General features: G+C 40.7%; 13 protein-coding genes, 1 tRNA gene, 2 rRNA genes, 1 other RNA gene and 1 other annotated feature. Of the genes, 13 read left to right on the top strand and 4 right to left on the bottom strand.

Going from position 1 to position 14,288, the window contains the following annotated elements; all coding sequences use genetic code 11:
- The first annotated feature begins 7 nt into the window (after positions 1–7).
- A 5S ribosomal RNA gene (gene rrf, locus M3610_RS26945) occupies positions 8–124 on the top strand.
- Between the two features lie 97 nt (positions 125–221).
- On the opposite strand, the gene M3610_RS26940 is transcribed toward rrf, so the two are convergent.
- The gene (locus tag M3610_RS26940; RefSeq protein WP_251463546.1) at positions 222–1,172 is read right to left on the bottom strand and encodes a YaaC family protein; all 951 of its coding nucleotides are present in this window, start codon (positions 1,170–1,172) and stop codon (positions 222–224) included.
- 107 nt (positions 1,173–1,279) lie between these two features.
- Between M3610_RS26940 and guaB the strand changes: the two genes are divergently transcribed.
- From guaB to M3610_RS26920, 4 genes are all read left to right on the top strand, one after another.
- Positions 1,280–2,743 carry an IMP dehydrogenase gene (gene guaB / locus M3610_RS26935; protein WP_251463545.1) on the top strand — a complete coding sequence of 488 codons (1,464 nt, stop codon included), beginning with the start codon at positions 1,280–1,282 and terminating at the stop codon, positions 2,741–2,743.
- 141 nt (positions 2,744–2,884) lie between these two features.
- On the top strand, positions 2,885–4,261 hold the full coding sequence (locus tag M3610_RS26930) for a D-alanyl-D-alanine carboxypeptidase family protein (protein WP_375377739.1): 1,377 nt from the start codon (positions 2,885–2,887) through the stop codon (positions 4,259–4,261).
- A gap of 100 nt (positions 4,262–4,361) precedes the next feature.
- Positions 4,362–4,585: a binding site (T-box leader), on the top strand.
- 93 nt (positions 4,586–4,678) lie between these two features.
- Positions 4,679–5,959 carry a serine--tRNA ligase gene (gene serS, locus M3610_RS26925; RefSeq protein WP_098573035.1) on the top strand — a complete coding sequence of 427 codons (1,281 nt, stop codon included), beginning with the start codon at positions 4,679–4,681 and terminating at the stop codon, positions 5,957–5,959.
- Positions 5,960–6,055: 96 nt separating this feature from the next.
- Positions 6,056–6,148, top strand: a tRNA-Ser gene (locus M3610_RS26920).
- A 370-nt stretch (positions 6,149–6,518) separates the two neighbouring features.
- Here the strand turns inward: M3610_RS26920 and M3610_RS26915 are convergent.
- The 3 genes from M3610_RS26915 to M3610_RS26905 all read right to left on the bottom strand — a co-directional run bounded on the left by M3610_RS26915 (position 6,519) and on the right by M3610_RS26905 (position 9,486).
- A complete protein-coding gene (locus tag M3610_RS26915; RefSeq protein ID WP_396953681.1) occupies positions 6,519–7,214 on the bottom strand; it encodes a deoxynucleoside kinase in 696 nt (231 codons plus the stop codon).
- A 15-nt stretch (positions 7,215–7,229) separates the two neighbouring features.
- Complete coding sequence (locus M3610_RS26910) at positions 7,230–7,877, bottom strand: deoxynucleoside kinase (protein WP_251463543.1); 648 nt, start codon at positions 7,875–7,877, stop codon at positions 7,230–7,232.
- A 322-nt stretch (positions 7,878–8,199) separates the two neighbouring features.
- A complete protein-coding gene (locus tag M3610_RS26905; protein ID WP_251463547.1) occupies positions 8,200–9,486 on the bottom strand; it encodes a LysM peptidoglycan-binding domain-containing protein in 1,287 nt (428 codons plus the stop codon).
- Between the two features lie 148 nt (positions 9,487–9,634).
- Between M3610_RS26905 and tadA the strand changes: the two genes are divergently transcribed.
- The 8 genes from tadA to M3610_RS26865 form a co-directional block, all read left to right on the top strand.
- The gene (gene tadA, locus M3610_RS26900) at positions 9,635–10,156 is read left to right on the top strand and encodes a tRNA adenosine(34) deaminase TadA (RefSeq protein WP_098573027.1); all 522 of its coding nucleotides are present in this window, start codon (positions 9,635–9,637) and stop codon (positions 10,154–10,156) included.
- A 76-nt stretch (positions 10,157–10,232) separates the two neighbouring features.
- Positions 10,233–10,497: signal recognition particle sRNA large type (gene ffs, locus M3610_RS26895), an RNA gene on the top strand.
- Between the two features lie 137 nt (positions 10,498–10,634).
- Positions 10,635–12,323, top strand: a complete 1,689-nt coding sequence (gene dnaX, locus M3610_RS26890; protein WP_098573025.1) for a DNA polymerase III subunit gamma/tau — start codon at positions 10,635–10,637, stop codon at positions 12,321–12,323.
- A gap of 28 nt (positions 12,324–12,351) precedes the next feature.
- On the top strand, positions 12,352–12,675 hold the full coding sequence (locus tag M3610_RS26885) for a YbaB/EbfC family nucleoid-associated protein (protein WP_373561683.1): 324 nt from the start codon (positions 12,352–12,354) through the stop codon (positions 12,673–12,675).
- A 17-nt stretch (positions 12,676–12,692) separates the two neighbouring features.
- Positions 12,693–13,289 (top strand): recombination mediator RecR, encoded by a 597-nt coding sequence (gene recR / locus M3610_RS26880; RefSeq protein WP_026565815.1) that lies wholly within the window; start codon positions 12,693–12,695, stop codon positions 13,287–13,289.
- A gap of 21 nt (positions 13,290–13,310) precedes the next feature.
- Positions 13,311–13,532, top strand: coding sequence for a YaaL family protein (locus tag M3610_RS26875; RefSeq protein ID WP_026565814.1), 222 nt, complete (start codon positions 13,311–13,313; stop codon positions 13,530–13,532).
- A gap of 85 nt (positions 13,533–13,617) precedes the next feature.
- Entirely contained in the window at positions 13,618–13,881 is a 264-nt protein-coding gene (locus tag M3610_RS26870) for a pro-sigmaK processing inhibitor BofA family protein (RefSeq protein WP_098573014.1), read from the top strand.
- Between the two features lie 297 nt (positions 13,882–14,178).
- Positions 14,179–14,288 (top strand): 16S ribosomal RNA (locus tag M3610_RS26865); the annotation flags it as partial.

Raw genomic sequence — 14,288 nt, 5'->3', positions numbered from 1 at the left:
TAAATAGTCTGGCAGCAATGGCGAGAAGGTCACACCCGTTCCCATACCGAACACGGAAGTTAAGCTTCTCAGCGCCGATGGTAGTTGGGACACGCGTCCCTGTGAGAGTAGGACGTTGCCAGGCATAGCAAAGACAACCTGAAAAGGTTGTTTTTTTTGCGTGTGAAAATAAATAAGTTACCGAAGAGGATGAAGAATCCTTCCACGGTAACTAAAAATTGTCAATTTGATTTTTCCATTAAATACTGAAAAACCAAGTATGGCCCCTTTTGTAACGTGACATCCAGAAATGAGCAAATGAATGGATAATCCTGGTTTGGCATCATTTTTGTCAACTCACTCCACCACTCTGTTTCATATCGAGCAATCATACTTAAATTGTAAAGTAATAAATAATGAATGAGCAGCTCAGGAAAATTAAAATAATGGTCCTTGTTCAGGGGCAGAGCATAATAATTTTCCTCGAAATGAAACTTCAAAGGCGAGCTTCCAACAGAGGATGCCGGGTTCACCCGAAAAGACAAGCCTTCCTCAGAAAACTCCACACCCTTTTCAAACTTGGAGGCCAAGAATTCCTTAAACCGATTTTCAGTCATATGGAATTGATCTAAGATGGTTTCGGGCACATGAAATTGTTGATGGTCGGACTCTACCTTAATGAATGTCCTTTTCCCCTCAAGTAAAAAGAATAATTCATCAAGCTCTGGTATAAGCTTAAGTAATTCCTCCATTATGACTTTTTCCCCTTCCAATTGTTTCATGTGAAACAATTTTTCAGAGATGAAGGGGAAAAGTCCATTTTTTTGAAGTTTCACTTCATCCTGGAAGAATTGATAATTTTGTTTCTTTCTTTTCCTTGTTGAGACACCATGAGCCAAAACAGCCGTTGTTTCGGGATAAGCAGGATCTATTGTTAATATACATGCCTTAATTAAATGGACAAGACCATAAAAAAGTAAAATTGGTTTAATAATAAGTGGAGAACTGCTGGCTTGTTGATAATAAATTTGCCCATGTTCCAGATAATATAAAAATGGATAACAGTTTTCATAGCTTTTTTGCTCTGGATTCTCGATATTCCGTTTTTGATAACAACTTTTTAAAAATTGCTGGCAATATTCTGCCGAAAAGAAACAAGAGAAGCTTTTCCAATCTTTATATTGAATACCCAAGACTATATCACCTTTTTCAGAAGAATCAGACTAATATTTATTCCTTGACAGTATTTTATCCAATTGATAACCTACAAATAATATTTTTTTTCCTGGGGGCCTGAAAAATGTGGGAAAGTAAGTTTGTAAAAGAAGGTTTAACGTTTGATGATGTTTTATTAATTCCTGGTAAATCAGAAGTATTGCCTAGAGATGTAAATCTGCAAGTAGAACTATCGCCAAGTGTAAAGCTAAATATTCCTATCATAAGTGCTGGGATGGACACAGTAACAGAATCTGAAATGGCCATATCAATGGCTCGGCAAGGCGGCTTAGGGATTATTCATAAGAATATGACGATTGAGCAGCAAGCAGAGCAAGTGGAGAAGGTAAAGAGATCAGAAAGCGGGGTTATTACTGATCCATTTTTCCTAACTCCTGAGCATCAAGTGTATGATGCGGAGCATTTAATGGGAAAATATCGTATTTCCGGCGTACCAATTGTTAATAACTTAGAGGAACAAAAGCTTATCGGGATTATCACCAATAGGGATCTTCGCTTTATCCAAGATTATTCATTTAAAATTTCCGACGTTATGACTAAGGAGAATCTTGTGACGGCCCCAGTTGGAACGACATTAAAAGAGGCAGAGAAAATTCTACAGCGTTACAAGATAGAAAAACTACCGCTTGTTAATGAGCAGGGTGAGTTAAAAGGATTAATCACAATTAAGGATATCGAAAAGGTGATTGAATTTCCAAACTCTGCGAAAGACAGTCAAGGACGTTTATTGGCTGGAGCTGCGGTTGGAGTAACGAGCGATACGATGAAACGAGTAGAAGCTCTTGTAAAAGCCAATGTGGATGTAATTGTGCTTGATACAGCCCATGGACATTCCAAAGGTGTCCTCGATATGGTAAAGGAAATTAGAGCTGCTCATCCAAAACTCACGATTATTGCTGGGAACGTGGCAACAGCTGAAGGAACCAAAGCCTTAATAGAAGCTGGTGCCGATGTGGTCAAAGTAGGAATTGGACCTGGTTCGATTTGTACAACAAGGGTCGTTGCCGGTGTAGGTGTTCCACAAATTACAGCCGTTTATGATTGTGCAGGAGAAGCGATGAAGCATGGCAAGACAATCATTGCCGATGGCGGCATCAAATACTCAGGGGATATCGTCAAAGCTCTTGCAGCAGGCGGATATGCCGTTATGCTGGGCAGCTTATTGGCGGGGGTAACCGAGAGTCCAGGAGAGACGGAAATTTTCCAAGGACGCCGCTTTAAAGTGTATCGCGGGATGGGTTCAGTGGCTGCGATGGAAAAAGGATCAAAAGACCGTTATTTCCAAGAAGATAATAAAAAGTTCGTACCAGAAGGAATTGAAGGACGGATTCCTTATAAAGGGCCTTTAGCAGAGACTGTATATCAACTTATCGGCGGACTCAGATCCGGAATGGGTTATTGCGGAACCAAAGATCTAGAGGAATTAAGAACAAAAGCACAATTTATTAAAATGACAGGTGCGGGATTAAGAGAGAGTCATCCACATGATGTTCAAATCACAAAAGAGGCTCCGAATTACTCTCTATAACAACAAGACAGAGAAGCGATGACTTCTCTGTTTTTTATGTAAAAATACCTAGAAACTGAAAAAAATAGCCATAAGATGGTTCATAGCTCCGTCTATGATTTGCTATTGACTTATGTTAAAATAACCAAGGTGTATAAATTCATGGAGGGCGTTAAAGTGAACAAACATTTTTATCAGAAATGTATGGCCAGTGCGCTGGCACTTATTTTATTTTTTGGACTATTTGCTGGTGTTGATATAGCGAAGGCGGATGCAGCATTAAATGTGAATGCAGACGGAGCTATTTTAGTTGATGGACAAACAGGTAAGGTTTTATATGCAAAGAATGCTGACAGTCCATTAGGGATTGCCAGTATGACAAAGATGATGACGGAGTATCTTTTACTAGATGCCGTGAAGCACGGTAAGGTCAAATGGGATCAGGAATATACGGTAAGTGAACTAGTTTATAAGATTTCACAGCCAACGGGTTTATCGAATGTCCCTTTACGCCTTGGTGAAAAATATAATGTTCGAGAATTATATGAAGCGATGGCTATTTATTCTGCTAATGGGACAACCATTGCACTTGCTGAAGTCATTGCCGGTTCGGAAACGAATTTTGTCAAGTTGATGAATGAAAAAGCAAAGAAACTTGGATTAAAAAATAGTAAATTTGTGAATTCTACTGGCTTAAATAATAAGGATTATAATGGTGAGCAACCAGAAGGAACTGGTGCTGAAGAAGAAAATGTGATGTCTCCTCGTGACGTGGCTACATTAGCCTATCATCTCATTAATGATTATCCAGATGTTCTAAAAACAGCGAGCACGCCTAAAAAGGTATTTCGTGAAGGTACAGATGATAGAATTGTAATGCAAAACTGGAACTGGATGCTGCCAACATTAGTATATGGATATGAAGGTATGGATGGGCTCAAAACCGGTACAACTGATTTTGCAGGATACTGCTTTACAGGGACAGCGAGCAGAGATGGAAAACGATTTATTACCGTTGTCCAAAATGCAAAAGATGATAGCGGAAAAAATGATGGTTATAAAGCGCGTTTCGGTGAAACGAAAAAAATGCTAGATTATGCTTTTACAAATTATGCAAAGGAAGAAATTACTCCTAAGCATTACCAAGTAAAAGGTCAAAAAACGGTTCCTGTTACAAAAGGAAAAGAAGACCAGGTTAAAATCTATACAAAATCAGCCATTAGCATGATGATTCCAAATGGCAGCAAGCAAGACTACAAACCAGTCTTAGTCCTTGATAAAAAGAAATTGACGAAAGATGGTAAGCTAACAGCACCAATTAAGAAGGGTGAAAAAGTTGGTTATGTAACCATCGCACCAAAAAATGGTGAAAAGGTTAGTTTCTTAACTTCAGAGGGTCAACAATCGATTAAGGTTGATGTGATCGCTGCACAAGATGTAGAAAAATCAAACTGGTTTGTGTTAATGATGAAAGGCATTGGTAACTTTTTTGGAGATGTTTTTCATGGGATTTCCTCTACTGTTAAGGGATGGTTTTAATTTATATTTTAACGAAAGCTAAGCAAAAACAATTTGTTTAAATTGGTTGCTTTTGGATAATATATATAGTAAATTAATAAATACAAAATCATAAATAATGATCAAAGCAATGAGAGGAACTAGTAACAAGAGACTCATTCTACAAGAGAGCCGGTGGCTGGTGTGAACCGGTGGATGAAACTTGTGAATCCCTCCTCGAGCAAGGTGCGGAACATCTCATCCTGAGATCAGTAAGTACTTTCGGTAGAAACCGTTAACGTTTTTTGAGGTGGACAGTTTATTCTGTCAACCAGGGTGGTATCGCGAGTAACTCTCGTCCCTGTTTTAGGGGCGGGAGTTTTTTGTTTTTTATGTGGTAATGCGAACCGCACGGCATGGTCTAAAATAATAAAATGAGTAAAAAGGAGTGCCATATTTATGTTAGATATTAAAGTGTTACGAGCTGATTTTGCAGAAGTAAAAGAAAAACTTCAAAAGCGGGGGGAAGATTTATCTGCTCTCGATCAATTTGAAGAACTAGACCAAAGAAGACGCGAATTGATTGTCGAAACAGAAAAATTAAAAAGCCGCCGCAATGAGGTATCACAGCAGGTTGCATCTTTAAAGCGAGAAAAGCAGGATGCTGACCATTTGATCAAGGAAATGCGCGAGGTGGGTGACAAGATTAAAACGTTTGATGATGAATTACGTGTAGTAGAAGAGTCATTAGAACTTTTGATGTTGAGCATCCCGAATATCCCGCATGAAAGTGTTCCAGTGGGCGAAACTGAGGATGATAATATCGAAATACGACAATGGGGCAAGGTGCGCGAGTTTGAATTTGAAGCCAAACCGCATTGGGACGTTGCCGATCAACTAGGAATTCTTGATTTTGAAAGAGCCGGGAAGGTAACAGGTAGCCGCTTTGTCTTTTATAAAGGACTAGGTGCTCGTTTAGAGCGTGCGTTAATGAGCTTTATGTTAGATCTTCATGTCGATGAGCATGGCTATACAGAAATATTGCCGCCGTATTTAGTCAACCGGGCGAGTATGACTGGAACAGGCCAGCTTCCTAAGTTTGAAGAAGATGCGTTTTTGATTGAAAACGAAGATTACTTCTTGATTCCGACAGCGGAAGTTCCTGTAACTAATCTTCATCGCGATGAAATATTAAGTGCTGAAGCCCTGCCGATCCGCTTTGCTGCTTACAGTGCATGTTTCCGTTCTGAGGCTGGCTCTGCGGGCCGTGATACACGCGGTTTGATTCGTCAGCATCAATTTAATAAGGTAGAACTTGTGAAGTTTGTTAAGCCTGAGGATTCTTACGATGAGCTTGAAAAGCTGACACGAGATGCAGAAAAGGTATTACAATTACTTGAGCTGCCATACCGTGTGCTAAGCATGTGCACGGGTGACCTCGGCTTTACCGCTGCGAAGAAGTATGATATTGAAGTTTGGATTCCAAGCTATGGAACGTATCGCGAAATTTCTTCTTGCAGTAACTTCGAAGCCTTCCAGGCAAGACGGGCAAACATTCGTTTCCGCCGCGAACCAAAGGCAAAGCCGGAGCACGTTCACACCCTCAATGGTTCTGGCCTTGCGATTGGCCGTACGGTCGCCGCCATCTTAGAGAATTACCAACAAGCCGATGGCAGTGTCGTGATTCCAACCGTACTGCGTCCATATATGGGCAACCGTGAAGTCATAGCACCAATGTAAAATCACAAAAACTGGACATATAAAAATTTGTCCAGTTTTTTGATTTAGTATGTTGACATAGCAAAATGAATATGGTAAATTAGATTCTGTTGATACGGAGGAATACCCAAGTTTGGCTGAAGGGATCGGTCTTGAAAACCGACAGGCGGGTCATACCGCGCGGGGGTTCGAATCCCTCTTCCTCCTCCATAATATTTACTAATCGCGCATAAAACTGGAGATAAAGGTTCGTTACATCATATGTAACGAACTTTTTTTATGCTCATTTTTAGAATTAGCCTATGGTTATAAGACTGCTGAAGGAAAAAAAGGTGCTAAACGGGAAATGAAGAGTGTCTCCATTTCCCGGGCGAAGGAAAAAAGAGGCTAAGCGGTAAATGAAGAGGCCCCCCATTTCCCGGGCGAAGGAAAAAAGAGGCTAAGCGGTAAATGAAGAGGCCCCCCATTTCCCGGGTGAAGGGAAAAAGAAGCTAACCGGTAAATGAAAAGGGTCCGGTCTAGCAAAATTCAGAAGTTTCTCCATCGCATCAATCCTATAAATTAAAAAGCACATATTGGATTATCCAATATGCGCTGTTCTTATATTTAGAATTTCTTTCAACTTTTCTTCCACTTCAAGGCAAACTCTAGTGGCATCTTCTGCACTTTTTACAACGTCTGTTGTATCCATATCAATCACTAATACTTCACTTGCTGAGTATTGGTTCATCACCCACACATCATAACCCTTCCACACTTCGAAGTAATATTCCTTCAGTTCAGGATTTATTTCAAAGCTTCGGCCGCGGGCCATAATCCGGTCAATCACTGTATCAAATGACCCTTTTAAGTACACCATTAAATCTGGTGCCTTTTTTGGAAGTTCATTCAGTTCTTCCAGCATGTTTTCCACTAATTCTTCATATATTTTAAATTCCAAATCAGAAATCCTGCCTAACGATTTATTCACATAGGCAAAATACCAATCTTCATAAATGGAACGGTCTTGAATTGTATAAATAGGCTCTCTCCAGCTAATGCATTCCTTAACGGTTTTAAAACGTTTATTCAAAAAGAATAATTGAAGCAGGAAAGGGATCCTTTTGGCATCTAATTCTTCAGGTGTCAGTTCATAATAGAGCGGGAGAATCGGGTTATCATCCACCGTTTCATAAAACACCTTACTCTCAATTCCTTTATTTTGAAAGTGTGCATTCAATGTGTCTGCCACACTTGTTTTACCGAGACCAATCATACCACCAATAACGATACTCACTAACATCCCCCTGATCTATAATGTTTTAGTCCAGCTGCTTTTTTTTAATGCTAATGATAATTGTTCAAAAATATGGTTTAAATCTTGTTCATTTTTGACAAAATCCAATTCGTCTCCACTAAAGCGAAGAACGGGTATTTCTGGATGTTCCTTTTCAAAGAGCGTCATTGATTCTTCATAATCGAGTGATAACTGTTCTAAATATAAGGGGCTGATATTCTTTTCCACTTCACGCCCTCTTATTTTAATTCGTTTTAGAAGTGTATCGAGGCTGGCATTCAAATAAATAATGACATTAGGCTTCGGCATATCTTCGGTTAGAATTTGATAAATTTTATCATATTTTTGATACTCGTCTGCATTTAAGGAACGCTTTGCGAATATTAAATTTTTGAAGATATGATAATCCGCTACGACGGATTGATTTTGAGTTAAGTAATGGGTATTGATATCCCCTAATTGCTTAAAACGATTGCAGAGGAAAAACATTTCCGTTTGAAAACTCCATTCTTCAATATTTTCATAGAATTTCCCTAAAAATGGATTTTCATCAACAATCTCTTTAAGTAATGCAAATTTAAATTGCGCTGAAATGGCTTTTGCAAGCGATGTTTTTCCAACACCAATCGGCCCTTCAACGGTAATAAAGGGTGTATCCCCCATTGCAAGTCCTCCTTCGAAAGCTACCTTCACTCTATGTTTCACCAGATCTTCTGGTTATTTAGTCACAAAAAACACGCAAGATTTATTTTATCATACTCTTACTCAGGAAGGGATAAGGAAAATTTAGTAGAAAGTTGTTTTATGTCAAATATATGAAAAAACTGCCGAATCCCGGCAGTTTTTGTAGAAATAAAATTATTTATGTCCAGCTTCAGCGCCTAGCCCCTCGAGTCATAAGTCAATCACTTCGGAAGGCAAAAGGCAGCCTTCTGTCAGCGCTTGTCTTATGCTTGTCGGGGCTGCCCAAGGCGCTTCCGCTTTTCTAGGTCGCACGTTTAGTGACATTGAAGTTGTCGACGATTAACAGCCAATTTTGCGGGAAGGCAAGACCGAGCTTCCAGTAACTCATTCCCCTAATATTTAACTCTTTAATTAAATCAAACTTGGCTTGAATCGAGCGGGCGTCCTCAAACCAAACCTCATGCTGTTTGCCCGCTTCTGTATATCTAAAATGTGGTGCCTGCGCCTTGATGTCATATTGAATCGGGACATTGTGCCTTGCGGCGAGCTGTATGGCCTGCTGTGGACTCACTGCCTTGGCAACCGTTCCTTGCACGAAGGGAAGTGTCCAATCATAGCCGTACAAGTTTTGCCCCATCATAATCTTTCTTGCCGGGATATCTGTAACAGCGTATTCCAACACTCTTCTTACTTGATCGATGGGCGACACAGCCATTGCGGGGCCACCGCTATATCCCCATTCATAAGTCATAATCACGACAAAGTCAACGATTTCTCCGTGTGCTTTATAGTCATGGGCTTCATACCACTTCCCTTTCTGAGAGGCACTGGTCTTTGGCGCCAGTGCGGTTGACATGAGCCAGCCTTTACTGCCGAATAGATGTTTTGCCTTACGTAAAAAGCGATTATAGGCCTCGCGGTCGGCCGGACGTAAAAACTCAAAGTCAAAATGAATATCACGGAATCCATATTTATTTGCAGTAGACACAATGTTATTTAGAAATTTATCTTGAATGGCCATATCATTTAATAAAATTCGTCCGAGTTCATCACTGAACTGATCATTCTCTTGGTTGGTTATAACCATCATTAACACATTACGGTTGGCCCTGGCGATAGCAGGAAAGTTGTTCAGCAGCGGTTCTTTTAATGTCCCATCGCGGCGGGCTTGGAAGCTAAAGGGAGCCAAATAGGTGAGATAGGGTGCTGCCTCGCGGGCGCTGGACTCTAAGACTGGGGCTACGGTAGTGCCGCGCGGTTCAACGTATGCGTTAAATTCAGCATCTCTTTTTTTGCCTTGGGGAATGTAGAGACGAAAACCTATATTAAGCGGCTGATTCGGGTTGATTCGGTTGATAGAGGCAAGCTCTTGGTAAGGGACGCCGAACTTTCTTGAGATGGTGAATAAAGTATCGCCTGGCTGCACGAAATAAAATTGCCCAATGATTGGAATGACAAGCGACTGTCCAATCACAAGATTATTTGGATTGGGTAAATCATTAGCCTCTACTATGTCCTGGACGGTTGTTTGATAAGTCCTTGCAATCGTTGTTAAGGTTTCATTACCTCTTACCACATGGATTTGCATCCTAATCCCTCCTAAGCAAATATGCGTTGCAACTATTTTATGAGTGTAGAAACTGATAAATGATATAATGCTTATAAATTTCATCTGAAGCAATTAAAACTCCAATTTGGTAATAATGGGACCAAGGGAACAGTAAAGGGGAATTAGCATGACAGGAGATCAGTCAATTGATGAATATTTTATGAAGGAAGCGATGAAGGAAGCCAAAAAGGCTGAAGCGATAGATGAGGTACCGATTGGTGCAGTGCTCGTCATGGACGGAAAAATAGTCGCTCGGGCCCACAATTTACGGGAGACCGACCAAACTGCTATTGCACACGCTGAGCTAATCGCGATTGATCAAGCCTGTAGAGAGACAGGTACATGGCGTCTTGAAGAATCTACATTATATGTCACATTGGAGCCATGTCCAATGTGTGCAGGAGCAATTATTTTATCTCGAGTCAAAAGGGTGGTATATGGTGCGGCTGACCCTAAGGCCGGTTGTGCGGGGACACTGATGAACCTATTAGAAGATAACCGCTTTAATCATCAAAGTGACGTTACTAGTGGTGTTTTGGAAAGAGAGTGCGGGCAGCTGCTCTCCGACTTTTTTCGAAAAATAAGAGAGCGAAAAAAGTTAGCAAAGAGAATGAAGGAAGACAACCTTACAAAAAATGACAATGAATAAAGATTGCTTTTTTACGAAAATATTTGTATACTAAGAAAGCGTCATAGTGACGCATTAAACTTTGGTATCAACTTTGCCGTGCTAGGTGGGGAGGTAGCGGTGCCCTGTACCCGCAATCCGCTCTAGCGGGACTGAATCCCTTCCCGAGGCTAACGACCTGTAGGGTCTGCCTTAAGTAAGTGGTGTTGACGCCTGGGTCCTGCGCAATGGGAATCCATGAACCATGTCAGGTCCGGAAGGAAGCAGCATTAAGTGGACGCTCCCATGTGCCGCAGGGTGGCCTGGGCCGAGCTAACTGCTTAAGTAACGCTTATGGGCGTTAGTCGACGGAAGGTGCACGGCAGTTATATTACATAAATTAACTCATCTCAGACTTGGGATGAGTTTTTTTGCACATTAAATAGATTCATTTTGTAAAAAGCAAAATGATTAAGGTATAATAAAAGAGAATGAAAATTTTGAAGGGGGCGTGTGTCAATTGGCGTATCAAGCTTTATATCGTGTTTGGCGTCCTCAAACATTTCTCGATGTAGTAGGACAAGAACATGTAACCAAGACATTGCAAAACGCCCTGCTTCAGCAAAAGATATCACATGCGTATCTTTTTTCCGGCCCGAGAGGAACAGGGAAAACAAGTGCAGCTAAAATATTAGCAAAAGCAATTAACTGTGAGCGATCACCTGTTTCTGAACCTTGTAACGAGTGTGCAGCCTGCCGTGGAATCACCGATGGAACGATTTCAGATGTATTAGAATTTGATGCGGCTTCGAACTCACGTGTGGAGGAAATGCGGGACGTCCTAGATAAGGTAAGATTTGCACCGACAGCTGTGAATTACAAAGTCTATATCATCGATGAAGTGCATATGCTATCCATTAGCGCCTTTAATGCCTTGCTAAAAACGCTGGAAGAACCGCCGAAGCATGTTATTTTTATATTAGCTACAACAGAACCTCATAAAATCCCCTTAACAATTATTTCAAGATGTCAACGCTTTGATTTTAGACGCATTACAGCTGGGGCAATTGTCAATCGGATGAAGTTAATTGTCGAGGAATCTGGAATTGATTGTGATGAACGTGCCCTTCAATTGATTGCACGGGCAGCAGATGGCGGGATGCGCGATGCACTTAGTCTATTGGATCAAGCGATATCGTATAGCCAGGACCATGTTGCCATTGAAGATGCATTAACGGTTACAGGATCGGTTTCGCAGGGATTTTTAAATAAACTTGCTTTGGCATTCCGGGAAAAGGATGTCGCAAACGGCTTAGCAGCGTTGGATGAGCTTTTATTTCATGGAAAAGACCCGATGCGATTTATTGAGGATCTAATCTTGTTCTATCGTGATATGCTTCTTTATAAAACGGCACCAAACCTTGAAGAATCGCTGGAACGAGTGATGCTGGATGATGATTTTCGAAACATTGCTGAAACGATATCAACAGATCAGATTTACCAACTGATTGATCTCTTGAATAAAACACAACAAGAAATGCGTTGGACCAATCACCCAAGAATTTTTCTTGAGGTGGCGATTGTGAAGCTATGTCAAATGGAAGTAAAGCAGACATCACAGGCACAGCCTGCTCAAATTGACCAGCTGTTAACAAGAATCGGCCAATTGGAGATGGAGCTCGAGCATTTAAAGGCGAATGGTGTAACAGCTTCTCCGCAAGAGGCGGTGCAGCAAACACAAAAGCCAGCCCAAAGATCAGCGAAAAAGGCATTCCAGCCGGCGGTCGGAAAAATAAATGAAGTATTAAAGCAGGCAACAAAAAGCGATTTGAATCTGATTAAATCGAATTGGGCAGAATTGCGTGCAAGTCTGTTAAAATCACAAGCTGCCCTATTGAACGATGCCGAGCCTATCGCCGCATCAGCAGCTGCTTTTATCATAAAATTTAAGCATGAAATGATTTGCCAGATGGCGATGAGTCGAACAGATTTTCTGGATGCAGTGATCGCCGCTTTATATAAATTAACAGGCAAACGATTTACAATCTTAGGTGTTCCGGAAGACCAGTGGCTGCCAATTCGCGAAAGCTTTTTGAATAGTCATGAAGGTGCTGAAGGAGAAACCAGTGAAGTACCAAAGGAAGAAGAACCACATATTGCCGAGGCGAAAAAAATATTTGGCGAAGAATTTGTGGAGATTATTGATTAATAACTAACTAATTGGAGGTAGATGAACAATGATGCGTGGTGGCGGAATGGGAAATATGCAAAATATGATGAAACAAATGCAAAAGATGCAAAAGAAAATGGCAGAGGCACAAGAGGAATTAGGTGAAAAAAAGATTGAAGGAACTGCTGGCGGTGGCATGGTTACTGTGATTGTTACAGGACATAAGGAAGTAGTCGATGTAATTATTAAACCTGAGGCTGTTGATCCAGATGATGTAGAAATGCTTCAAGACCTTGTTTTAGCTGCTACAAACGATGCTCTTAAAAAGGCTGAAGAGTTAACAAACAGTACGATGGGGCAATTTACAAAAGGAATGAACCTTCCTTTTTAGGAGAGGAATAGCAAAAGATGCATTATCCAGAACCAATTTCAAAGCTGATTGACAGCTTTATGAAGCTGCCAGGTATCGGTCCTAAAACGGCCGGTCGTCTGGCTTTTTTTGTCTTAAGTATGAAAGAAGATACAGTGCTTGATTTTGCTAAAGCGCTTGTTAATGCCAAACGGAATTTAACGTATTGTTCTGTCTGCGGTCATATCACAGATCAAGACCCTTGCTACATTTGTGAAGACGTGCGCCGCGATAAGAGTATCATCTGTGTCGTCCAAGATCCAAAAGATGTGATTGCGATGGAAAAAATGAAGGAATTCAATGGATTGTACCATGTCCTTCATGGGGCCATTTCCCCTATGGATGGGATCGGACCAGAGGATATTAATATTCCAAGCCTCCTAAAGCGTCTTCAAGATGAAAATATAATAGAAGTAATCTTAGCGACAAACCCTAATATCGAGGGGGAAGCAACAGCCATGTACATTTCCCGTTTGTTAAAACCATCGGGAATTAAAACCACAAGGATTGCTCATGGACTACCAGTCGGCGGGGATCTTGAATATGCAGATGAGGTTACTTTATCCAAAGCGATTGAGGGCCGAAGAGAATTTTAAGAAGACGCGGAGGAATCAATGATGTTTTTTCAGCGTAAAGGGCGGCTTCGTAAAGAGTATAATGAAAAGCTTTTAGTGCAGTTGAATCGATTTAAAGAGCATTGGCAGCAAGAAAAACTGCTGTTAGAGAAAAGTTTCGATCCTTCTGACGAAGTAATTTGTCAAACGAAAATAGCTGAGGCAAAATATATCTTTCTCTTAAGAGAGGCAAAGCAGCGGAACGTTAATTTAATAAAATCATAAATAAGCTATTTCCTTTTTTAGGTCTATTCTTGGCAGCTTGTACATAAGTTGTAAATAAAATGACTTAAGAAGGGGGATAGCTTTTTTGGAACCAATTATCGTAATATCTATCCTAGGCGGTTTAGTGATTATCCTGTTATTTACGGGAGCTCCCTTTAAGCCTGCTCGATTTGTAGGTCAAGCCGCAATCAAGTTGGTCATTGGAGCGCTATTTTTATTCTTCCTAAATGCAGCAGGAAACCGTTATGGTATACATGTACCGATTAATGTGGCCACCTCCGCCATTTCAGGCTTTTTAGGAATACCGGGTCTGATTGCATTAGCTGCTATTCAACATTGGGTACTCTAGATCGAAAACCGCTGAAAAAAGCGGTTTTTCTTTTTGGAAAAATATAAAAATCAATTTCAAAAAAAGTGTTGACCAACGCCTTTATTTGCTGTAATATATGAAAAGTCGTCACTGAGGCGATGCAAAACAAAAGAAAAAAGTTGTTGACTTCTGGTTGGTAACTTGATAAGATAATAAAGTCGCTTTTGAGTGACGGAGAAATTGTTCTTTGAAAACTAAACAAACAAAATCGTGCAAACAATAAATTTTAGCTTCTTTTAAGAAGCTAAGCCAACGTAATAAATGAGCTAATCAACTTTCTTGGAGAGTTTGATCCTGGCTCAGGACGAACGCTGGCGGCGTGCCTAATACATGCAAGTCGAGCGAGACTCTTCGGAGTCTAGCGGCGGACGGGTGAGTAACACGTG

Source organism: Neobacillus sp. MER 74, from assembly GCF_023714155.1.
The sequence above is the reverse complement of the archived record's forward strand: the minus strand, read 5'-3'. Positions and strand labels throughout refer to the sequence as shown.

Excerpts from the sequence above, each read along its gene's own strand:
- guaB (WP_251463545.1), top strand. The coding sequence starts at position 1,280 with ATGTGGGAAAGTAAGTTTGTAAAAGAAGGTTTAACGTTTGATGATGTT.
- M3610_RS26930 (WP_375377739.1), top strand. The coding sequence starts at position 2,885 with ATGGAGGGCGTTAAAGTGAACAAACATTTTTATCAGAAATGTATGGCC.
- serS (WP_098573035.1), top strand. The coding sequence starts at position 4,679 with ATGTTAGATATTAAAGTGTTACGAGCTGATTTTGCAGAAGTAAAAGAA.
- M3610_RS26910 (WP_251463543.1), bottom strand. The coding sequence starts at position 7,877 with ATGGGGGATACACCCTTTATTACCGTTGAAGGGCCGATTGGTGTTGGA.
- M3610_RS26905 (WP_251463547.1), bottom strand. The coding sequence starts at position 9,486 with ATGCAAATCCATGTGGTAAGAGGTAATGAAACCTTAACAACGATTGCA.
- tadA (WP_098573027.1), top strand. The coding sequence starts at position 9,635 with ATGACAGGAGATCAGTCAATTGATGAATATTTTATGAAGGAAGCGATG.
- M3610_RS26885 (WP_373561683.1), top strand. The coding sequence starts at position 12,352 with ATGATGCGTGGTGGCGGAATGGGAAATATGCAAAATATGATGAAACAA.
- recR (WP_026565815.1), top strand. The coding sequence starts at position 12,693 with ATGCATTATCCAGAACCAATTTCAAAGCTGATTGACAGCTTTATGAAG.
- M3610_RS26875 (WP_026565814.1), top strand. The coding sequence starts at position 13,311 with ATGTTTTTTCAGCGTAAAGGGCGGCTTCGTAAAGAGTATAATGAAAAG.